Source organism: Rhizobium sp. 01T437, from assembly GCF_056398505.1.
Genome location: NZ_JBFTPM010000025.1, coordinates 22,936 through 43,222, shown reverse-complemented (window position 1 = coordinate 43,222; position 20,287 = coordinate 22,936). Strand labels below are relative to the sequence as shown.

The 20,287-nt window shown below is 57.9% G+C and carries 22 protein-coding genes and 3 pseudogenes; 10 read left to right on the top strand and 15 right to left on the bottom strand.

Going from position 1 to position 20,287, the window contains the following annotated elements:
• Nucleotides 1-30: 30 nt before the first annotated feature.
• Genes AC1DM5_RS31760 through AC1DM5_RS31750 form a run of 3 tightly spaced genes read right to left on the bottom strand, consistent with a single transcriptional unit; the run spans nucleotide 31 to nucleotide 2,198 of the window.
• The gene (locus AC1DM5_RS31760) at nucleotides 31-630 is read right to left on the bottom strand and encodes an NADPH-dependent F420 reductase (protein WP_477822736.1); all 600 of its coding nucleotides are present in this window, start codon (nucleotides 628-630) and stop codon (nucleotides 31-33) included.
• A gap of 30 nt (nucleotides 631-660) precedes the next feature.
• Entirely contained in the window at nucleotides 661-1,413 is a 753-nt protein-coding gene (locus tag AC1DM5_RS31755) for an SDR family NAD(P)-dependent oxidoreductase (protein WP_477822735.1), read from the bottom strand.
• 50 nt (nucleotides 1,414-1,463) lie between these two features.
• Nucleotides 1,464-2,198 carry an SDR family NAD(P)-dependent oxidoreductase gene (locus AC1DM5_RS31750; RefSeq protein WP_477822734.1) on the bottom strand — a complete coding sequence of 245 codons (735 nt, stop codon included), beginning with the start codon at nucleotides 2,196-2,198 and terminating at the stop codon, nucleotides 1,464-1,466.
• A 225-nt stretch (nucleotides 2,199-2,423) separates the two neighbouring features.
• On the opposite strand from AC1DM5_RS31750, the gene AC1DM5_RS31745 reads away from it, so the two are divergent.
• The 3 genes from AC1DM5_RS31745 (at nucleotide 2,424) to vapC (ending at nucleotide 4,314) form a co-directional block, all read left to right on the top strand.
• Nucleotides 2,424-3,323, top strand: a complete 900-nt coding sequence (locus AC1DM5_RS31745; protein WP_477822733.1) for a LysR family transcriptional regulator — start codon at nucleotides 2,424-2,426, stop codon at nucleotides 3,321-3,323.
• Between the two features lie 359 nt (nucleotides 3,324-3,682).
• Nucleotides 3,683-3,913, top strand: a complete 231-nt coding sequence (gene vapB, locus AC1DM5_RS31740; protein WP_113185894.1) for a type II toxin-antitoxin system VapB family antitoxin — start codon at nucleotides 3,683-3,685, stop codon at nucleotides 3,911-3,913.
• A complete protein-coding gene (vapC, locus tag AC1DM5_RS31735) occupies nucleotides 3,913-4,314 on the top strand; it encodes a type II toxin-antitoxin system tRNA(fMet)-specific endonuclease VapC (RefSeq protein WP_477822732.1) in 402 nt (133 codons plus the stop codon). The genes vapB and vapC overlap by 1 nt, the downstream gene beginning before the upstream one ends.
• Before the next feature lie 196 nt (nucleotides 4,315-4,510).
• Here vapC and AC1DM5_RS31730 read toward each other — a convergent pair.
• The 3 genes and pseudogenes from AC1DM5_RS31730 to AC1DM5_RS31720 form a co-directional block, all read right to left on the bottom strand.
• A pseudogene (locus tag AC1DM5_RS31730) lies at nucleotides 4,511-5,122 on the bottom strand (IS6 family transposase); the annotation flags it as partial.
• Nucleotides 5,123-5,288: 166 nt separating this feature from the next.
• Nucleotides 5,289-5,510: a hypothetical protein gene (locus tag AC1DM5_RS31725; RefSeq protein ID WP_477822731.1), complete on the bottom strand. Its 222-nt coding sequence runs from the start codon at nucleotides 5,508-5,510 to the stop codon at nucleotides 5,289-5,291.
• 214 nt (nucleotides 5,511-5,724) lie between these two features.
• A complete protein-coding gene (locus tag AC1DM5_RS31720) occupies nucleotides 5,725-5,862 on the bottom strand; it encodes a hypothetical protein (RefSeq protein WP_477822730.1) in 138 nt (45 codons plus the stop codon).
• A 159-nt stretch (nucleotides 5,863-6,021) separates the two neighbouring features.
• Between AC1DM5_RS31720 and AC1DM5_RS31715 the strand changes: the two genes are divergently transcribed.
• Entirely contained in the window at nucleotides 6,022-6,582 is a 561-nt protein-coding gene (locus tag AC1DM5_RS31715; RefSeq protein ID WP_477976572.1) for a hypothetical protein, read from the top strand.
• Nucleotides 6,583-6,798: 216 nt separating this feature from the next.
• Here the strand turns inward: AC1DM5_RS31715 and AC1DM5_RS31710 are convergent, their stop codons facing one another.
• A complete protein-coding gene (locus AC1DM5_RS31710) occupies nucleotides 6,799-6,999 on the bottom strand; it encodes a hypothetical protein (protein WP_113185898.1) in 201 nt (66 codons plus the stop codon).
• A 767-nt stretch (nucleotides 7,000-7,766) separates the two neighbouring features.
• On the opposite strand from AC1DM5_RS31710, the gene AC1DM5_RS31705 reads away from it, so the two are divergent.
• A complete protein-coding gene (locus AC1DM5_RS31705; RefSeq protein WP_113185899.1) occupies nucleotides 7,767-8,135 on the top strand; it encodes a DUF1330 domain-containing protein in 369 nt (122 codons plus the stop codon).
• A 634-nt stretch (nucleotides 8,136-8,769) separates the two neighbouring features.
• Here AC1DM5_RS31705 and AC1DM5_RS31700 read toward each other — a convergent pair.
• The gene (locus AC1DM5_RS31700; RefSeq protein ID WP_477822760.1) at nucleotides 8,770-9,192 is read right to left on the bottom strand and encodes a LysR substrate-binding domain-containing protein; all 423 of its coding nucleotides are present in this window, start codon (nucleotides 9,190-9,192) and stop codon (nucleotides 8,770-8,772) included.
• Between the two features lie 22 nt (nucleotides 9,193-9,214).
• Nucleotides 9,215-9,522, bottom strand: a pseudogene (locus AC1DM5_RS31695) (SOS response-associated peptidase); the annotation flags it as partial.
• Between the two features lie 414 nt (nucleotides 9,523-9,936).
• Here AC1DM5_RS31695 and AC1DM5_RS31690 point away from each other — a divergent pair.
• Nucleotides 9,937-10,776 carry an SDR family NAD(P)-dependent oxidoreductase gene (locus tag AC1DM5_RS31690; protein ID WP_477976570.1) on the top strand — a complete coding sequence of 280 codons (840 nt, stop codon included), beginning with the start codon at nucleotides 9,937-9,939 and terminating at the stop codon, nucleotides 10,774-10,776.
• 76 nt (nucleotides 10,777-10,852) lie between these two features.
• On the opposite strand, the gene AC1DM5_RS31685 is transcribed toward AC1DM5_RS31690, so the two are convergent.
• Nucleotides 10,853-11,038, bottom strand: coding sequence for a hypothetical protein (locus AC1DM5_RS31685; RefSeq protein ID WP_113184081.1), 186 nt, complete (start codon nucleotides 11,036-11,038; stop codon nucleotides 10,853-10,855).
• Between the two features lie 120 nt (nucleotides 11,039-11,158).
• Between AC1DM5_RS31685 and AC1DM5_RS31680 the strand changes: the two are divergent.
• The 3 genes and pseudogenes from AC1DM5_RS31680 to AC1DM5_RS31670 all read left to right on the top strand — a co-directional run.
• Nucleotides 11,159-11,452 (top strand): annotated as a pseudogene (locus AC1DM5_RS31680) (hypothetical protein); the annotation flags it as partial.
• A 232-nt stretch (nucleotides 11,453-11,684) separates the two neighbouring features.
• Nucleotides 11,685-13,511, top strand: a complete 1,827-nt coding sequence (locus AC1DM5_RS31675; RefSeq protein ID WP_477822727.1) for a bifunctional diguanylate cyclase/phosphodiesterase — start codon at nucleotides 11,685-11,687, stop codon at nucleotides 13,509-13,511.
• Nucleotides 13,512-13,579: 68 nt separating this feature from the next.
• A complete protein-coding gene (locus AC1DM5_RS31670) occupies nucleotides 13,580-14,536 on the top strand; it encodes an HD-GYP domain-containing protein (RefSeq protein ID WP_477822726.1) in 957 nt (318 codons plus the stop codon).
• Nucleotides 14,537-14,597: 61 nt separating this feature from the next.
• Here the strand turns inward: AC1DM5_RS31670 and AC1DM5_RS31665 are convergent, their stop codons facing one another.
• On the bottom strand, nucleotides 14,598-15,194 hold the full coding sequence (locus tag AC1DM5_RS31665) for an ATP-binding cassette domain-containing protein (RefSeq protein ID WP_477976568.1): 597 nt from the start codon (nucleotides 15,192-15,194) through the stop codon (nucleotides 14,598-14,600).
• A gap of 514 nt (nucleotides 15,195-15,708) precedes the next feature.
• On the opposite strand from AC1DM5_RS31665, the gene AC1DM5_RS31660 reads away from it, so the two are divergent.
• On the top strand, nucleotides 15,709-16,035 hold the full coding sequence (locus AC1DM5_RS31660; RefSeq protein ID WP_477822724.1) for a helix-turn-helix domain-containing protein: 327 nt from the start codon (nucleotides 15,709-15,711) through the stop codon (nucleotides 16,033-16,035).
• A 224-nt stretch (nucleotides 16,036-16,259) separates the two neighbouring features.
• Here AC1DM5_RS31660 and AC1DM5_RS31655 read toward each other — a convergent pair whose 3' ends face one another.
• From AC1DM5_RS31655 to AC1DM5_RS31640, 4 genes are all read right to left on the bottom strand, one after another.
• Nucleotides 16,260-16,658 (bottom strand): helix-turn-helix domain-containing protein, encoded by a 399-nt coding sequence (locus tag AC1DM5_RS31655; RefSeq protein WP_477822723.1) that lies wholly within the window; start codon nucleotides 16,656-16,658, stop codon nucleotides 16,260-16,262.
• A gap of 255 nt (nucleotides 16,659-16,913) precedes the next feature.
• Nucleotides 16,914-17,762 carry a TIGR01459 family HAD-type hydrolase gene (locus AC1DM5_RS31650; protein WP_477822722.1) on the bottom strand — a complete coding sequence of 283 codons (849 nt, stop codon included), beginning with the start codon at nucleotides 17,760-17,762 and terminating at the stop codon, nucleotides 16,914-16,916.
• A complete protein-coding gene (locus tag AC1DM5_RS31645) occupies nucleotides 17,746-19,026 on the bottom strand; it encodes an FGGY-family carbohydrate kinase (RefSeq protein WP_477976566.1) in 1,281 nt (426 codons plus the stop codon). Before AC1DM5_RS31645 ends, AC1DM5_RS31650 begins: the two co-directional genes overlap by 17 nt.
• Nucleotides 19,023-20,204: a class II aldolase/adducin family protein gene (locus AC1DM5_RS31640; protein ID WP_477822720.1), complete on the bottom strand. Its 1,182-nt coding sequence runs from the start codon at nucleotides 20,202-20,204 to the stop codon at nucleotides 19,023-19,025. The genes AC1DM5_RS31645 and AC1DM5_RS31640 overlap by 4 nt, the downstream gene beginning before the upstream one ends.
• Nucleotides 20,205-20,287: the final 83 nt, after the last annotated feature.

Here is a 20,287-nt window from a genome sequence, read left to right as displayed (position 1 = left end):
ATATCTCCGCTTTCTCGGCCGTTGTGTCCATCAGCCGAACTTCACCAGGTGCTGGAAGACAAGTTGACCCCAGCTGCTTCCGAACGACTGGACAAGCAACCCGCCTTCCGAAAGCCCGCCAAGTTTAATCGGGGCGAAACCGATATTTTCCGCCAGCGCCGAAATTTGATCTACGGCGCCGTCATCGTCGCTCGCCAAAAAAACCACCCTCCTGCCGCCGTGTTCGACCGGGTCTTGCTCAAGGATCGCGGCGGGCAAATGGTTAAAGCCCTTGATCAGTCTTGCGCCTGTGTAGATTTGCGCGATGGCCTTGGAAGACGGTTGTCCCGCCAAGTCCTTAGGGTTCACGCCGCGTGCATTGGTCACATCGACGATGATCTTACCCTGCCAACTCGGGAGTGCCTTTGCGACGTCCCGGTGCGATTGGAAGCGAACAGCCAGAAAGATGATGTCTGCCTCGACCGCTTCCGCGAGCGTTCCGGGGAGAATTTTGGGTCCGATCGCGGCCGCATCAGCAGCAAAGCTCTCCGGATCGCGCGTGGTTGCAACGGTCACTTCGATGCTGTTGCGTGCGAAAGCCTTAGCTAGGGCCTGGCCGATATTGCCGAAGCCGATAATTGCATAGCTCATAGTGCTCTCCAATCCTACGTGAACGCGGGGTCAGACCTGCGCCCAACCACCGTCGACGGCGAGATCTATGCCGGTGATGTAGGAGCTTTGATCGGAGGCGAGGAACGTGAGCGCAGCCGCGATTTCCTCTGGCTTGCCCCTGCGACCCATCGGGATCTGTGAAGTAAACTGGGCAACGGCCGCTTCGGCCTGCTCGGCGGTGAGGCCGGTTGTTGTCGCCAAAGCGGGAGTTTCGATTGCGCCTGGGCTCATCGTATTGACGCGGATCTTTCGGTCCAGCAACTCCATGGTCCAGGAGCGCGCGAAGCTGCGAACAGCTGCCTTGCTTGCTGCATAGGCGCTAAACGCCGGCAACCCCTTCACGTTCGAAACCGACGAGTTCAGAATGATCGAACCGCCACTCTTAAAAAGAGGAAGGGCCTTCTGCACCGTGAAGAACATACCTTTCACGTTTACATCGAAGGTCTGATCAAAATGGGCCTCCGTGGCTGCAGCAAGCGTCGCGACTGTCCCTGCGCCCGCGTTCGCGAAGAGAATGTCGATGTGACTATGTTTCTCCTTCACGACGTCATAGAGCCGGTCCAGATCTCCCAGGCGCGAGACGTCGCCCACGACTGTTGTCACATTCTTCCCGATATGGGCCGCGGCCTCTTGTATGGCTTTCTCGCGACGCCCAATGATCACGACCTGTGCACCTTCTTCCACGAAACGCTTAGCTGTGGCCAAGCCGATCCCACTGCTTCCGCCCGTGATGACTGCGATTTTACCTTCGAGTGCTTTCATAATCATTTGTCCTTCGTTGTGGTGGAGTTAGGCACGGAGCCGTGCCGGGGTCAGAGTTGGGCCAGGCCGCCGTCGACGGCGACTTCGCTGGCGGTCATGAAGCTGCTGTCGTCCGACGCGAGGAAGGCGGCCGCGGCCGCGATCTCCGCCGGATCGGCCATGCGCTGAAGCGGGGTCATTGCGCCGTAGGCCTTCTGGCCCTCCTCTCCGAGCGCATCCTTGGCGAGTTCGGTCGCCGTCGCGCCGGGCGACAGCACGTTGACCCGGATGCCGGTGCCCTTCAGATCCTCGGCCCAGGTCCGTGCAAGATTGCGCACGGCTGCCTTGCTGGCGCTGTAGGCGGTGAATGCGGGGGCGCCGGTGGTCCCGGCGCTCGATCCCGTCAGGATGATCGAACCGCCCGGGCCCATCAGTGGTAGCGCCTTCTGAACCGTGAAGATCGTGCCCTTCACGTTGGTGCCAAAGGTTTCGTCGATGTGCTTGGCGGTGATCTGGCCCAGAGGCAGCGGGCTTCCGGCCCCGGCATTTGCGAAGACGATGTCGAGGCTTCCGCGCTCGGCTTTCACCGCCGCGTAGAGCCGATCAAGATCGGCCTCATCCGAGACCGAGCCCTTCACCGCGCGGGAGTTGGGTCCAAGCTCGGCTACAGCTGCATCGAGTGCTTCTTGCCGACGGCCGTAGATGAAGACGACGGCACCCTCCTCGATGAAGCGCTTTGCAGCGGCAAGACCGATGCCGGTGGCGCCGCCCGTGATTACGGCGGTCTTTCCATTCAATCTGGTCATGTCATGTGTTCCTTGTGTCGCGCCTCGGATATCGCTTTGTGGAGATATCCTCCGACAGCGTCGATATGGGTGCCCTGGCGATCGGCGGTGAGTGCGCATTGGCGCGCATCCGTGGTGCGAAAACGATCCACTTACGTGACAGAACGCAGCGGATGTCATGCGCAATCCGGCCCAGTATGGTAGACCGGCCTTCAGAGGCCGGCTTACGCGGCGTGGGAATGGACCATGATCGACTGGGACGACGTTCGCTATTTTCTTGCCGCTGCGCGTGGCGGCTCCGTGCGGGCTGCCGCAAAAAGCCTGGGAGTCAACCATGCGACGGTGCTGCGACGGATTGCCCAGCTCGAGGAGCGCCTCGGGGCGCAGATGTTCGAAAGGCTGCCTTCAGGTTACCGTCTCACCGCCGCCGGCGAGGAGGTTCTCGAGTTTGCGAATCAGATGGAAGCCTCGTCGCACCAACTGGAGACGCGCGTCTTCGGGCGCGATCAGAGCGTACGCGGGCTTCTGCGGGTTACGCTGCCCCCGTTTCTCGGGACACACCTGCTCATGCCGGATATCGCAGAATTTGCGCGCCTCCATCCAGATATCGAGATGGAACTCGTATCGACCGGCGAGGTAGTTAATCTGACCAATCGGGAGGCGGATGTGGCGATCCGAATGGTCGCCGATCGCAAAACCCTCCCTCTCAATCTTCATGCCCTCAAAGGTCCGAATCTACTCGCGGGTATCTATATGTCGCGCGAAAGACTGGCTGCGTGGCGTGCGGCGGGTGCGTCAGATCCGATCCGGCCAATCGTCCTCAGCAATCAAGCTCTTCCGGCCTGGGCCGCCGAAGGGGAGGTTCGCGCTACAGGCATCCCGTTCCGGACGCCGGATGCGGAAGCGCAGATCGCTGCGGCAAGGCAAGGGATCGGCATGACCAGACTGCCTTGTTTCGTCGGAGATGCGGAACAGCTGCTGACGAGAGTTCCGGGCATCGGTCTGAAATCACCTGCGACGATCTGGCTTCTCACGCATGGGGAGACACGCAAGACGAAGCGCGTGCGGCTGTTCACGGAATTCGTATCTCACCGCCTCGCCACGTACGCTCCGCTCCTCGCGGGGCGGTCGATTTCGCACGGCTGACGTCGCATGCCGCACGACACAAATGAGCAAGGGAAATTGCTGGTGGAGATCGGCTTTCGCAAGGGAACAGGCTGCGGAGTGGCTGCACCACTTGAAATCGAAACGCATAGAGGACGGTCCGCTCCTGACCCCATTCCGGTCATTCCCGAGAGCAAGTAGCGGCTCGAATTAGGAAATTTGATCCAAGTACAGCGGCTGAACGACAGGGTCTCGGGTTCATGTCCCTTCAAGGCGAAGGCGTCTGGTGCGGCATGGATCGCATGGTGGGTAGCAGACCTAAATCGTATATCCCATTGACATATCCCATCAAGAGGGCTATTTAGGTTACGTCGTAATCAATGCAATTCGGAGACGTGCAGATGGAGCAGGGTGCAGTATTCCAGAGCAATCGTAGCCAAGCGATCCGTTTGCCAAAGGCGCTTGCTTTGCCTGATGATGTAAAGCGTGTCGACATCGTTGCGGTGGGACGCACTCGTATCATTGCACCAGCTGGTGAGATCTGGGACAGCTGGTTTGAAGGAGCGGAGGCGACATCCGACTTCATGAGCGAGCGTGATCAACCTGCTTTGCAGGAGCGTGAGGCATTTTGATGCTGAAGTACATGCTCGACACCAATATCTGCATTTTTACGATCAAAAATCGACCGCAGCAGGTTCGAGACGCGTTTAATCGTTCCCATGATCAGCTGTGCATCAGCTCGGTTTGCTTAATGGAATTGATTTACGGAGCGGAAAAGTCAGCCAGTCCTGAAAAGAACCTTTCCGTTGTGGAGGGCTTCGTAGCGCGCCTCGAGGTATTGCCGTACGACGAAATAGCAGCAAACCATAGCGGTCAACTGCGAGCCGAATTGGCGCGTAGCGGAACTCCGATTGGTCCATATGATCAATTGATTGCAGGACACGCGCGCTCGCGGGGACTGATTATGGTTACCAATAACCGCCGGGAATTTGATCGCGTGCCCGGCTTACGAGTGGAAGATTGGACAACCTAGTTTAAATAATCAATCCCATAGCCGGATCTCGCGGATGGCAGTAAGCATAACCGCCGGTTGTCGGAGCGAATCCCATCACATCAGGTCTTTTGTCAATTGTTCATCCGAGTGGCATCGAATTTCTCCTGGGTGAGCGGATCCGCGGGTACTGTCACATTGTTTGACGTGCGGGCGCATGGAAGCCGCAAGGTGGATTTCAGGCGAGTTGCAGCGCGGCCATCCTCCATTGGGTAGTCGCGCTTTGGCGGAAGGATCGGATCTGGGTAGCGGGACGATTTGATTTGGCGGGAACGAAATGGTTTCGGATGGCTGAGAAGATCGAGACAAATTGTTGCAGCGAACCGATCGACCGAAATCCTTGCCGGGTTCGTGCACGCTTTCGAAATGGCAGATGCGAATTCTCGGCCCTGTTGTTCAGGCCTTTATGAGAGCGATGCTCGACGGCGGGCATGACCTGACGCCGGGCGGCGCCATAGGATCGCAGCTTGTCGGTGATGATGCGCTTGGGCACCATGCCCTGTTTCTTCAGCAAACGGAGCAGCAATCGCTTGGCTGCCTTGGTGTTGCGGCGAACCTGAACGATTTCATCCAGGACATATCCGTCTTGATCCACGGCGCGCCACAGCCAGCACTTTCTCCCTCCGATGCGAACGACAGCCTCGTCGAGATGCCACACGTCGCTGGAAGAGGGCGATTTGCGGTGCAACCGCGCTGTGATCATKGAACCGTGCGACCTACACTATCGGCGGATCGTTTCATGCGAGACTGCCACACCGCGCTCCAGCATCATTATGCAACAAACCCGGAGAAGGTTCGCACGGACGAGCAGCGCCACCTACGAGGATATCTTTCCCAACATCACGAAGCAAAACCGACGTAAGTAGAAGCGTCGACTGCGCCAGATCATCGAGGAATACCGCCACGATCCAGAGCTCAGAGCGGACGTTCGGACAGAGATTTAGCCACTGGCCGGCTCAGTATAGGGAGTTCTTGCCCGGAAACCGCCCACTTCGGACATTGGATGAACGGGTTTGCCGCAGTCGTTCGCGCTGGACTGCACGAAGCGCATCGAAAAATGCGCGGGCCTCTAGCTTCACTTTAAAATACTGTTCTGCAGCGTCGAAGATTTCGCCAAGATCAATATCGGCGCGGCCGGCGATCCTTTGTCGGATGAAGACGATAAGTAATCGGTCCATTGCACATCCCTCAACGCCCGCGAAAGCAGAACCAAACTCGCGGGACGCGCCATCTAACGTGTTTCTCGTTTTTTTGTTCCGCAGGGCCGCAAGCCGTTAAGACGATCCCGTCCCAACGGCACTAGGACCGCTCACCTATTGTCGATAAACCTCCGCATTGTCTTGCTCGTCCCGTAACCCTTGTAAGAGGCGTGCCGCAAATACCCGTCGTGCGTCAGGCGCGGTATTCAATTTCCGCTATCAGGGTTGGTTGGAGCCATGTCAGATCCTTGCGGCGGCCATCGAAAGCGAGGGGAGGCTTCTTCACCGTCACCTTTTCCATGATGTCGCGAAGCGTCCAGGCCCCCATCATCAAACGCTGCTGATGCCGACCCGACGAGCGGCTCGATACGTGCGAAGATTTTAACGAAGTACGGCGACTGCGGGCACGCCGGCTTCCAAGAGGTGTGCCGCACACTCTTCGGTTTATCCAAATACAGGCATTGCATTGAAAGGACAGGGCACCAACAGAATGGCAGACGACATGAGCACCAACAACGACGCCCACCGCGTCTATACGGATGCCATTACGGCCCAGCTTGGCGAGCGGGTGACCAACCTCGGGCGCCGGCAGACCGACCTCGAAGCGGAGATGCGTGCAGGCTTCAAGGGCACTGACACCGCCGTTACGTCCCTGGCGAATGAAACGCGCGCCTCGATCGCCGCGCTATCGACTAATCTCGCACAGCGGAACAAGCCTCAGTGGCAGGCACTGGGCGTAGCGCTGACGTTTGCCGCCATGCTGGGCGGCCTCCCGGCATATCTCCCGATCCGTGAAGCAACCAGCGACCTGAAGCAGTCTGTCAGCATCCTGGCCGACAAGATGGTCACGCAGAGCGAGCTCGAATGGAGGGCCACCCGATCGGCAGAGGATCGCGCAAGGACTGACACCAATGTGAAGGAGCTGCGTGACGCTCAGGTCCGGCGCGAAGAACTCGACAGGGTGTTCGGAAGTTACGATCAACGTTTCATTGATCAGCAGCGCCAGATAGACGAGGTCAAGACGGCGCAAGGGACATCTTGCTCGATCTGAGAGAGCGGATCGACCGGATGGAGCGCCAGCGGCTTTCTGCGTCCCAGAGTGGAGGCTAGCTCAGAAGCCACTGTTAGACCAGCGACGGTGCCGGCCCCGCATCTTCTGGCCAGCGGCTGGGATGTGCGCCCCGTAAAGGAAACTTAGGCCCGGCAGGAAATATGACGAAACCCATGTTGCTCGGACAAGTAAGCAACAGGACGTATTCACTTAGCATCAGTTCCGACTGTTGGCGAAACGGCGGGAGGGCGGTGCGGGCGTCTGCGCGTCATAGGATTGGGCGCGGTCCTCGCTGCCGCGAAGTTGCGCGATCCCAAGCTGAACGACCTTGATCATGTCGGTCATCCGCTGGCCGTGAGCGTCCTGATACTGTTCCAACGTGGGGGTATTAAGAGCCACGTCAATCAGCGCAGACATGCGATTTTCTGTCACCGTTTTGGCGCCGATAGCCCAAACCCGTTTGAATAATAGTCGATCCGATTCAATAATTGGCATGACGATCCGATACTTAATTGACCACAACGTAGTAGATCTAGAGGGAGGCGTCCTGTAATCAATTGGGACTTAAGTCTGATTCATCGCGAAGATAGCATATTGTTGCAAGAAAACACCGAATAGCGACATTGTTGGATATTTTATCCATGAAGTACCGCATGAGGAGTGGCTATATATACAGTGTAAACGCTTGGGGGATTAAGATTATCGGCGATGAAGGGATTTTATTTTGTCGTGATGCTCTTTCGCCATTTTCTTCCGCGGCATTGGTGGGACCGAGCGCTGGTTCCCACACGCATCTCGTCACAGTAATCATAACTCAACACGTCCCGTGACAACGGCATGACACCCACAGCCGTGATAATGCCGGGGGGATCGCGGGGCGCCCCATGGGTTGCAGGTGATCCGGTGACGACTAAGGCACCGGCGATCCGGAGGCACAAACTCTGGCGGGCAATAAAGTTCCCGGCCTGTCGAAGAAAATTTGCCGAGGTGGACCGTCCAACGAACCGCAGGGCTTTGAAGGGGTCACCACGGAAAGAGATTCGCCGCACGATCCGCGCTCCAAACGGAGAAGTGGCCCGAAAGTTCCGAGCGTTTGCTGCGCTCGTTCCTGACATTTTCTGACGGAGCACGAGGTTAGACTTCACGCAGGCGCATCAAAGGCGCACTCATGAAAGGATGATTGTATGGTTGCGTTTTCACCCGACGTCTTCGCTGACTTCCTCGCCGAAGAGGACGATGCCCCCGTCGTGATGTTGAACCTTCTCCGGTTCGTGCCCGACGGCGGTCGCGAACGACATCTCGAGTACCTGCGAATGGCAGAACCGATCCTTGCGCGCTTCGGCGCGAGGATTCTCTTCCGCGGTGACGGTCTAGATGTGCTGACGACAGGCGATGTGGAGGGCTGGGACGCCGTCTTGCTGGTGCAGTACCCGCGACGCACAGCCTTTAAGGCAATGGTGGAAGACCCGGAGTATCAGGTCGCGTTCCAGGTCGGAAAGTCCGCCCTTGCCGATATAGTCCTGCAGCCTCTCAAAATCGCGAAGGACCTCTGATACCGGGGTACCGGTACAGCGCAGATTCGCGCAGCAGCCCACCTTCGGCCTTCCGTGGCGCATCTCTCGCGACCGCGGGCAAACCGGTCTGGGCGCGGCCGGGTTCAAAAGGCAGGTCGGTCCGCACCAGCAGTCAATGCGGCGCTCACCGACTTGGAGCGTTTCGGTATCATCGAGGAGGTGACCGGTCGCGTGTTAGCCATCGGCGATAAGTCGCGATTTTTGGCCAAGACACTTACTCCCGCAACTGGTTGACGAAATTAGCTTTTGCGGGCCGGTGGTTTCAATCCCTTCAAGGCATGAGACGGAACAGGCAAGGCGAAAAGGCTTTATCACCTGTCCCATCCTGATTTGACTGTTTACGGCGAGGTACTCGCGACAATGGGCCGGTCAGCGCGATCTTTTCGGCGCGAGAAGCTGCCTCGGGGGGTGCAGGCCTTAGCGAGAACCCAGGGCCTGACGGCACGACAGCTAACCGGCGTCATGATCCTGGTGTCCTGATCATCCAGAAAAATTTCAAAGGAGTTGCTTTCCGTCTTTAGGCAAAACACCTTCTCGCCTGTCAAGAAGGTGAAGGGTTTGGAATTGGGGAACTTTGTGAACGGCAATGCGCCTGAGCAGGATCGGACAGATGCTAGGATCGGTTTTCCAGAAAACCGACAAACGTCCGCAGCGCCGCGGATTGATGACGGCGGCTCGGGAAGTAGATGTACAGCGCTTCCATCGGGGAGGACCATGACGGCAGAACGCGCGATAGGACTCCTTGATCAACGAGGCCGGTCACCATTGCGCTTGGGACGCTGACGATCCCAAGTCCGCGTACCGCAAGGTCTATTTGCGAGGCGAGGTCGTGGACTATCGTACCGTCAGAGGGCGAGATTTGGATCCTGTCGTCGGCCGATACCAGGGTCCAGGGAATAATTGATCCGGTGATCTGGCTACGGCCCATAACCGCGCGATGTTGGAGCAAGTCACTCGGGCTCTTGGGCGCTGACCGGCGGATAGGCAGGCGCTGCAACCAAAATCGCCGTCGAGGGAGGTGCGATCTGGACGACACAATCAAGCTTAGAGTTCAGGCGTCAAAGCACACTGCCCTGTTCCACCGGCTCTTCGGATGTCGAGACGATCGTGGATCCGTACGGTTCGCGCGAGGAGATGATGAGCGCGTCAGTTGGCAGACGGCGGGCCAATTCCTTTGCCTCATCCCAGGCCCCCGCATCCAGATGTCGGTCTCTTCCTTCGACAGCAACAGCACCGGCATGGCCTTCTCATGGATCGGCTTCACGAGATCGTTCGGGTCCGTGGTCAGGAAACCATAGAGGACATCGGTCGTCAGTCCGTCCCGGACCTTCCGGACGCTTCTCCATTGCGGCACATGGATGCCGGCAAGCTCTGAATGTACTAAGAGTGGCCGAAGAGCGAAATGGTTCGTAAAAATTGTGACCTGCCGAGGCAATGCTATCGCGGCGGATAATTCAGCAGCTGCGCTCGAACCCGATCCTCCTTGCAATATGCTGTAGGTGAGAGCTTGAAGCGTGATGAATATTCCTGACGAGATTGCCTGTGCGCCAAGCGGGCACGGCGCTGTCGTCGCAGCAGGGATCCAAACGGGTTCCTGAAGCCAACGATCTCGCGCCCGACCCGAACCTCTCGGTCGCCGCGTAGCGCTATGCGACCTCGTCGGCTAAGACGACCGCTGGATTAGCCCAAGCCAAAAAAGCCAGGGGGCGGCATTGTCATCAGCCGCCGCCGCACACATAGTTCTATCACCAGATCATTTTGGCAATGCATAGGAGTTAGCATGGCCCGCCTTTCGAATTCGGTCGCGGTCGTAACTGGCGGTGGCAGGGGGATAGGTCGAGAAATCGCTCTACAGCAGGCGAGGGAGGGAGCAAAGGTTGCCGTGCTGGCGCGAACGGTGACCGAGATTGAGGAAACAGTCTCTCTCATCGAGGGAGAGGGCGGGGAAGCGATCGCTATTTCGACGGACATCATCGACCTTGCCGCTGTTGAAAATGCCCTTACCCGGGTGGCGACCGAATTGGGGCCTGTTGACATTCTGATCAACAATCACGGCTCGTTCCAGGGCTTTGGCCCGATTTGGGACTGTGACCCTCTTGCGTGGTGGCGGGATGTCGAGATCAATCTGCGAGGCACTTTCAATGCTTGCCGCTCGGCCGCCCCTGTGATGTTGGCGCGGGGTAGGGGCCGGATTGTAAACCTCGTTGGTGGCGGAACGGGCAACAGCTTTCCCCATGGTTCTGGCTACGCGTCCAGCAAAGCCGCCATCATGCGGCTCACGGAATGCCTGAACGACACCACCATCGGCCAGGGGGTGCGCGCATTTGCGGTCGATCCCGGCCTCGTTCGGAGTGCGATGACCGAAATGCAGCTTTTTTCAGAAGCAGGAAAAACCTACCTGCCCGGGATCCAGAAGCTTTTCGATGATGGCGTCAACATCGAACCGTCGCGGGCTGCACTCTTGATTGCCGACATCGCCGCCGGACGTTTCGATACTCTAGCCGGCCGCCTCTTGCGTGGTGTCGATGATCGCGACGCGCTTGCAGAGGAGATGGACGCCATAGTCGCGGCAGACGGCAGAGCGTTGCGCCTCAGCGACGTCGAACAAGCCAAGCTCTAAAGTGGTTGGCGATGAGGGCTATCACGACGAGGGCCGATGATATCGATCTTCCAATGCACCCAGCCTGCGATCCGCCTCAGGCTGCGGCCGCGTTTTCTTCGCCGGCCTGAGGCGGTGACCTGTCCCGCGAGCCGAGAAGACGATCTAGCTCGAGGCGATTGCTGCCGAAACTGTTGATCAGCCTTTTGGCTTCGCCGAGGTCCATCTGGTAGCGGTCGTGGAGGGTGGAGGGCGTATATTCTTTATCTGCTGTGGCTGGCATTTGCGTAGTCGCTCCTTTCAAGGGCGAAACGAGCACAAATCGGGGCCGGTTCCCTCAACACTTGTCACCATCTGAAACCAGATTTGAAATTCGCAGTCTTGTCGTCAGGAGCCTGTCTTAATGGCCGCACAGACCGCCACCCGCGACCATCATCAGGTTCTCCGCAAGGCAGATGAAACCCAGCGGAAGCCTGCTGTCGCCGCCGACGCAGGCGCATTTGAGCTGTCGCTTGTCTACCTATATCGCCGGAACCACCGGCGACCCACCAATGGCATCGATAAACAAACCCACCGGCGCGGAAATCCGCGTCAAGGCTCCGGCAATCATCATGGCGCCGGCCATAAATTGGAGCACGGCCTTCACAAGCCGGTAGCCTTCCTGATCGTTCCGATTTTCGGATTTTCCAACGCGGGCGCGCCTCGGTTCCGAGAGACGTTCATTGCTGGCGCAAGCGGCGATGGGCTGATTATACGTCGCCGCCGAATCTGAGCGGGGATATCGACTGACCCACCATCCCCGTCGGTTATCATGTACGTTCCCATTTCCGCGCTTTGCAGCCGCCGGATCGATCAATATTTAATTGATACGGTAACTTGATCGGAAACTGCGGCTGTTAAAGAGGGCTTCCCTTTCGAGACGCCCTTTCATGATCCTAGAATTGCAGAATGCCATTCTTGAAATGATTGCCAAAGGCCAGCCGCTGGCGACCACGCTTTCAGCATTGTGCTCAAAGGTTGAAGCAGCGATTCCGGGCATTGCGGCCACAGTCCTCAAGTCCGATGGCGTCCGTTTGTCGACGCTGGCGGCGCCGTCGCTCCCAACATCATATTCCGCCGCGGTGGACGGCGTCAAAATAGGGCCTTATGCAAGTTCTTGCGGGACCGCCGCCTTCCTTGGGTCGCCGGTTGTCGTCACCGATATAGAAACGAACCCAATATGGACCGACTATGCTGCCCTTGCTCTCGCGCTTGGCTTGAAGGCTTGTTGGTCAAGCCCGATCAAGAGCGGCGACCGCGTCATCGGTACCTTCGCCTTCTATTACCGGGAGAACCGGGGACCAAGCGAGCTTGAGCAAACGATTGTGGATGCATGTGTGCATCTGTGCTCGATCGCAATCGAGCGTGAAGAACGGGTAGCCGAGCGTCAGCGTCTGACATACACGGATGGACTTACAGGGCTCCATAACCGGGCTGCCTTCGATCTCGCTCTTCGGACCCTGACGCCGCCTGCAAATCACGGCTGGGGCATTATAATAGCCGATGTCGATAATCTGAAGCCGGTGAACGATACGTTTGGTCACGCGGCTGGCGATTCTCTGATCCGCGTTCTGGCGGAGCGCATCGCGACAGCCGCGGGCAGGGAAAGGACCTATCGGCTGGGCGGCGACGAATTCGCAATCATCGCTGTCGGCGAAGGCGAACTTGATCTGCAGCGGAAAGCGGTTCAGATCCTGAGGGTACTCGAACCTCCAACAGATTGCGCGGGCCACGTCGTCTTTCCTGCGGCTACACTCGGCGGTGCGTTGGCGACCGACGATATCGATCCTGAGCAAGTCCGACAAAATGCAGACATCGCGCTCTACCACGCCAAAGAGCATGCCCGTGGACAATTCGTCGAGTACCATTCGGGACTCGGGACAGCGTTGACGCGCCGCTTCAGGGCGGTAAGGGACGTCAGCCTTGCACTRTCSGAGAACCGCATCGAGGCTTACTACCAGCCGATCGTGCGCCTTGATACGCGCGAGGCTGTCGGTCTGGAGGCCTTGTGCCGGATGAAGACCAACTCCGGCGACGTTGTTGCAGCCGCTCATTTTCATGAGGCGACCAAAGACGCTCACGTTGCTTCAACGCTGACGGAGCGGATGTTGGCCAAAGTTGCGAAGGACATGCGGACATGGCTCGACGACGGGCTTCCTCTACAGCATGTCGGCGTAAATCTGTCAGCTGCCGACTTTCGCAAGGGAGGATTACGTGACAAAATTTGCCGAGTCTTCGAAGATGCGGATGTCCCCCTTGATCACCTGATCCTCGAGGTGACGGAATCTGTTTACCTCGGACAGCGAGACCACGTGGTGGCGGATGAGATCAAAGCCTTGCGCTTGGAGGGCCTGAAAGTCGCGCTCGACGACTTCGGGACCGGCTATGCCTCCTTGACCCATCTTCTGACGGTGCCCGTCGACATCATCAAAATCGACAAATCCTTCATTGACCGAACGAGCATTGATGACGCCGGGATGGTGATCGTCGAAGGCGTGCTTTCGATCGCAGGTAAGCTTGGCATCCGCGTGGTGGCGGAAGGCATCGAGGACGAGGAACAGGCCCGCCGTCTCGAAGCATTCGGTTGCAGGCTGGGTCAGGGCTATCTCTTCGCCAGAGCGATGGACGCCCTGAAGGCGGGTCAGTTCCTAAGCGCGCGCGGCCAGCGGCTCGTGCGTCGCGGGTCCTTCTCGGAGCCACTCAGGTACTCCAGCTGAGATAGATCTTCTGTTTCTCCGGCTTCGTTTCATCAATCGATAATGCAAGATTTTCAGGAAGATCGTAAATGCTCAAACGCATCCAATTGAATCAGCTCCGGGTCGGCATGTTCATCAACGATATGGAGTTTACGACCCAAGTGGATGCCGCTCGGTTCAAGCCTTTTCTGGTCTCCAAAGGCGATGATGTCAGAAGGCTTGCCAATGGACATGTAAGAAGCGTGGTCATTGACATCACGAAGGGCGTCGATGTCGAAGGAGCGTCGCAACGCAACGCTATGGCAAGCTTTGAGGCGCAATTGCTGGCCATCTTTTCAAAGGCTGAGATCAGCCGCGCGAGACAATCCATTCAGGAGATAGGACCGCATCTTCGTCATGTGCTGGAGGATGCTCGCGCAAACGGTTGTTTTGCAGACGAGGCAGCGAGCAGTGCGGTTGAGCGCATCATGTTGGAAACGCTCGATAACACTGGCGCGCTGATTGCTGTTGCCAAGCTGAAGGAGAAGGATGAAACCACGTTTCTTCATTCGCTTGCGGTCAGCGCCTTGATGATCGCGTTCGGGCGCGTTCTCGGTCATGGGCAAGAAGAAGTGCGTGTTCTTGGCCTAGGCGGTCTCATACACGATCTCGGAAAGATGATAATTCCTGATGAGATCCTGAACAAACCCGGGAAACTAACCGCCGAGGAAATGGATCTTGTCCGCGCTCACCCGCAAAAGGGTTACGAGATGGTGGCGAAAGCGGGCTCGGCGCCGCATGAAGTGCTCGATATCTGCCGTTTCCATCATGAGCGCTATGATGGCAGCGGTTATCCCGATCGCCTGTCGGGCAGGAAGATCCCTTATGTTGCTCGCGTTGCTGCCATTTGCGACGTATACGAGGCGCTGACAACCATCCGCCCCTACAAGCCGGCTTTCTCACAGGCTGAGGCAATCAACATGATGATGAACTCTCCCGGGCATTTCGACCACAAGCTCCTGTCAGCGTTCGTCTCCAAGATGGTCATCAGTGGAACGCTGCACTAGCTTGCCTGCTTGGTCTTCTCCTCCTGATCGGAAGCGCAGCCGCTCATGATGGAACTGCGGTTCATCCTTCAATTGAAACGGATTTGCGAGTTAGGCCGTCCCCGGGCTCCACAGGACGCGGGACCTGCAGTTGAGCCCTGAGCGTGCTGATAAGGCATTCTTCGAAAGCGCCAGGTGTTGCCCGCATTTTGGCAAGATCATCACTTTCCCATGATCGCGAGACTTTGCCTTTGGCGAGGAACACGGCTCGATTGCAAAGGCGGGGTATGGTTTCCACGACGTGCGTGGAGATGAGGACGGCATGTCTTCCGCTGGCGGCGAGCTCGATCAACAGCGACTTCATCTCCCAAGCGGCGAGCGGATCCAGGCCATTCAGGGACTCGTCGAAGATCAGCAGCGGTGGCGAGCCGATCAGGGCTGCTGTGATTGCGATCTTTGCGCGTGTGCCAAGTGAATATTCAGCGATTGGCCGATCAAGCCAGGCCGTTATACCCAGTCGTGCCGGCAAGTCACGGTCTCGCCAGTCGGTGGGGGCGCATGAACGAAGCGAGGCGACGAGGTCGAGATATTGGCGTCCCGAAAGCGATGCCGGCAAGTCTGTGACGTCGATGGCCAGCCCAAACCGCGCCTTGGCCTGCTCCGGCTCAAAGTTTGACACCCCGCGTAGGAGCCGGGCCGTCGGTGCGTATCCTCATCCGCCAGGCTTCGCCGAGAGCTTTATGGACGTATTATTCCGCAGTCTTAAACATCGTCCGGAGACGACACAAGGCACGGGCCTTGCCGATGTCATGGCTTACAAGGATCCTGACTTCAAGCGGCGGGACTTCAGCAAGCTTATGCTTGGTGCTCGTTGGGCAGCGCCTCGTCAAACGAATTGAAATTCAAAACGCTGCTGAAGCTCTTTGGTCAGGTCGGCTGCGGATACCAGTCTTCCAAAAAGTGACTGGATTCGCTATACCGATCCCGGCGCTAAAGAACAAAACACTTGGGTATTGGTCTTCAGGAGCTGTGTCGTCACAGAGAGGCGGTGGTTCCACTTCCAGCTTGTGCGATGGGCGCCAGCGGAAACGATTTCCGCATTGCGCACTCATTTCAGTCATAGAGCCTCACCAAGCGGCGGCTCGAAAGCATCTGATCCGCGAACGACTGAAACGAGTGAAGGAGGCTTTACGATGAGCGACGATTTCGAACTGGTTCGCGGCAGTGGCAACATCTTCCGCGACTTCAATATGCCGAACCCGGAGTTGGAGCATCTTCGGGCGACTCTTGCGGCGCAAATTCTCAAGACACGCGACAAGCGGAAGCTGTCGGTGTGGGAGGCCGGAACGCTGACCGGAATCAACTATACCGAATTCTCCCGCATCCGCCGCGTCAAACTGGACGGCTTCACGGTCGATCGCCTGTGGAAGATGCTCGACCTTCTCGGCCAGACGGTGGACGTGACGATCAAAGTGCATCCAACCGCAAAGCCGCGGCGGGCTGCACACGCCCATGCGTAAGATCTGCAGCCGCTGAAAACGGCCGGGCCGCGATGACAACGCTGCGAGAGATGCTGTTGGTTTTATCGGGCGCTCGGATGGACCGTCATTGATGCCGCATGGGATAATCCGGTGCTAACCAAAGAATTGGGAACAGATGTCTAGCGGGACCATCTCGTGCCTTTCGCGCCATAGTGCCGAGGAGGTTTCATAGCACGAGCCTTGCTGTACCAGAGGCGACGGGCTCACTGAGAACCGGACGCAGACCAATGTGGATCGTCGTCCACTTCTGTCGAAACGCATTTGATAAGGCTCGCAAGGGCTTTCCTGACGTCAGCATTCTTCACCCGGTCAAGGTCGCCGGAGACGTACACGCGACCTGTCGCCTGTAAGGAGATCGTATCCCGCTCGATGGTTTCGGCACCTTTAAAGAAGTCGTCCATGGAAACGCTGAGAGCGTGCGACAGATTGTAGAGAACGCTGGCACTGACGCGATTTGAACCCTTCTCGTACTTTTGCACCTGCTGAAACGAAATCCCCAAAGCCTCGGCGATGGCGGATTGGCTTAATCCCTTCGTCTTCCGGATACGTGCCAGATTTCCGCCAACGACCGCATCGATCGGGTCTCGTGCTTTTCGCGCCATCTTGTTCTCCGTTCAACTGTTCGTCCGCACCCGGTATGGTTTGCCACGCCTTCTAAATGTCGGCAACGGGTTCACTGGAAACTGCCCCTCTAAGCTTCCTCGCGTATAGCCACGATTGGTTTCGGCGCTCGTTGCGCCGAAACGCAACCCCTCCGCGTTGACGCCCGGCGAAGCAAATTGCTAGCGAGACTGGCGGCGGCCTTCGGGACTACGCCAATCCTTCCAAGACCGCAAATCCAGCGCCAAAGTCCGGGACTAAAATGCAAAATGCTGGAGGATATTCCTGGGGTAGGCACGCGCATTTTCGCAGAGTTTTTCTATCTTCTCATCGCTGACGTCAGCAAGAATGCCGGTACGCACCAGCACGGAATCCAACCCAGCCGACTTCGCGCCAAGAATATCGTGATCGATGCTATCGCCGATGCAGACGACGCGACGACGGTCGGTGACACCAACGAGCTTCAATGCGTGTTCGTAGATTTCGGGATACGGTTTTCCGAGCCAGGTGACGTGACCGCCCATCCCCTCGTAGAGCTTGGCGATGGTGCCTGCGCCCGGCGCGATGGAGCCGTTGCTCAATTTATGGATGTCGGGATTGGTACAGTAACAGGGGACTCCGTTCTCGGCCGCCGGACGCAGCATTTCGCGGTAGTCATCCATCGGTATTCGTTCGGCTTCGCTGCCGGAGATGATGACAATTTCGGCGCCGGCGGCGTCTTGTGTGGAGATGAGCCCAAGCCGATCGGCGAGATTGGTGTCTCCACCGCTGGATATCGTCAAGCATCGAGCCTTTTTCCGGATGGCGTTTTCACGTCGAGAGAGGATATCGAATGCCACGTCTCCCGATGTGACAAAGAAATCGAAGCTTCCTGAAGCAAAACCGAGGTTAACGAGCCGCTCGGAATTGTACTCACCGCTTCTGCCTGAATTGGATAGGATAACGACCTTCCGGCGCGCCGATGCGAGCTTGGACAGGGCAGCGATTGCACCCTCATAGGGACCGGCGTCGTCCCTCAGCACCCCGAACTGGTCGACGAAGAAAACGTCATATGCCCGCGCCAGTTGAGGTAGAGTGATCGGCGTTAGTTCAGGCATTTCCGCCATCCAATCGGGAAAGCACCAGCGCAGCTGTACCGACGGCTGCCTCGACCGATTTCGCAGCCAAAGTGTCCACCCCCATAGCCCGTGCCCTCATGGCGGTCCAAACGGGATTTCGCGCTCCGCCCCCAACCGTTCGAAGGCTTGTCACTGCTGGCGCTCCCAACTCGCTTAACCGCTGATAACCCAACCTCTCGATCTCGGTCATGCCTTCAAGGATTGCCTGAAAGTATGCGTGATCCTCGGCGGGACGCGGCGTGAGCCGGGGCGGGTAATGAGGATCGTTGATCGGAAAACGCTCGCCGGGTCGCAGCAGCGGATAGTAATTCAGATCCAGTTTGCGGTCCGGGTCGATTTTTCGGGTGAGTTCGTCCAGACGGTCATCGCCGAGTAGGGCGCGCACGACGTTTCCACCGCTGTTCGAAGCGCCGCCAACAAGCCAAAACCGCCCGACACGGTGCGAGTATATGCCATATTCGGGCGCGCTGATCGGACCGTCCGATGCAAGCTTGAGCACAATCGTGGATCCGAGGGCGGTTACCGCGTCGCCAATGGCCGATGCTCCCGTAGCAAGAAACGAAGCGCAGCCGTCGGTCGTTCCCGCATGGAACCAAGCGGATTTGGCCAGACCCAGTTCCAGCAGGTATCCCTCGACCGGAGCGACCTTTTGGCCCGCACGATAGACCATGGGCAGCTTGGATACGTCCATTCCCGCGGCTTCGATCCAATCCGGCCAGCGTTCCGTTCCCAGATCGAAACCGGTCTTGAGTGCGTTGTTTTCGTCACTGACCCGCCCTGGGCAACCCAATTTCATCAGGATCCAGTCGGCCTGATGTACGATGGCATGAACACGGTCCTGGCGCGACAAATAGATGGCTCGGGCAAGGCCCGAATTCGCGCCGACTGCCGTGCTGGTCGCCGGAGCCTCACTTGCTATGCTTTCGATGATTGCAGCATCAGGGCAGGGATCATTGTACATGAGGACCTGACCTGTCGGCTCGCCGGCACGATCTAGCGATAGAACCGTCCCGGACGTGCCATCAACAGCAACGCCTTCAATCGAGTTGAAGTCGGTTGCTTCGGCGAGACGCTCTATCGCCTCCTTGACCCTGTCCCACCAGCAGGCGGGTTGCCGCATCTCGTCCGGCGACACGAACGGTGCCGTGGCGAAGCCCAACGGGTTGCCCGCGCGGTCGACCGCCGTGGCACGAGCGCCGGACGTGCCGATATCGATTCCGAGTGCAACTGGTTGGCTATTTTTGGCGCTCACGCGTTCCGCCTTTCGGAGCCTCGGTCGAGCGCTTGTCGATATTGCTCCGCTTCCCAGTGCGTCAATTCATATTCGTCGTCGTTCGAAAGATACACGACCGACGCCTCTTCAGGGATGCGGCCCACCACCTCCGAGAGGCAACGGGCCATAACCTCGCCACCTGCAGTGAGGGTGCTGGACAAGAGTACTCCCTTGTCCGGGACGATCAGCATTTTCGGAGCTTCACGACCTTCGCGGTGAGATGCGGCCTCGAGGTCGGCCGCGCTTTGCCCCTCTGAAAGCACGCCTATCTTCGTTCCAAGGAAAATGACGTGGTCCGGATAAAGCGAGCCGCCAAGTGCAATTCCTCGATTGACATTCGAAAGCGCGACGGCGTGGCTTTCACTGTCGCGCGCCGGATGATAGCCGGAATTCTTCGCAATCCGCTCCAGCGCATCGACGTCGGCCGGACCGCTGTTACGGGTTTCGCGTGAAAGGGCCTTCGAGACACGCTGGATACGACCGGCGACTTCCTCAACCGTGTCACCGCAAACGATGATCCCGTGATTGAACAGGATGAGGACGTCCGGCATCGATGCGGCTGCTTTCTCAATCTCCCTGGCGAGTGGAGTTCCTGGACGCCTGTATGGAACCGTGACCCATCTGAGATCGGAGACGGCACTCATGCATTCAGCCAGCATAGCCTCGCGGTCTTCAAGAACGGCCAGAGCAATTGCGTTCACGCAATGATAGTGCGCGACCACCGGACTTTTGAGTGCCGCGTGAAAACTGGTTTCGATCGATGGCCGAAGGCCGCTGGAATTCAGTTCGGAAACAACGAAATCGGTGGACTTCTCGGCCCGTACGTCGCCATTGCGAAGCGCTGCAACCAGCGGATCGACGACAACTGGGACCATGATGTCTTCAATATCCGCCTTGGAAAGCCACGTGCCCGATGCCTTCACCCACATCACGCCGTCGCTCTTGATCGACGTATTGCCGCCCGCGCCCTGCGTCTTGAGGATGTCGCTGCCAATCTGGCTGGAAAGCCCGAGAAAACTCTTGAATAGCGCCGTATTCCTGGGGTCCGGTTGGGTCATATCATCTTCCCTCCTGCTGCGTTGATACTCGCCTTCCGGTTCGGCTGGCTCATGAGCGGACTTTTGCGCGATCCTATAAATGTGATTGCAGATCGTCAACGATGAAGATTTTGCGTCTCTCGTGTTGCGATCCTATACATGATGTGATTATAGTTCGTCATAAGCGCTCAGGGAGAAGCGTC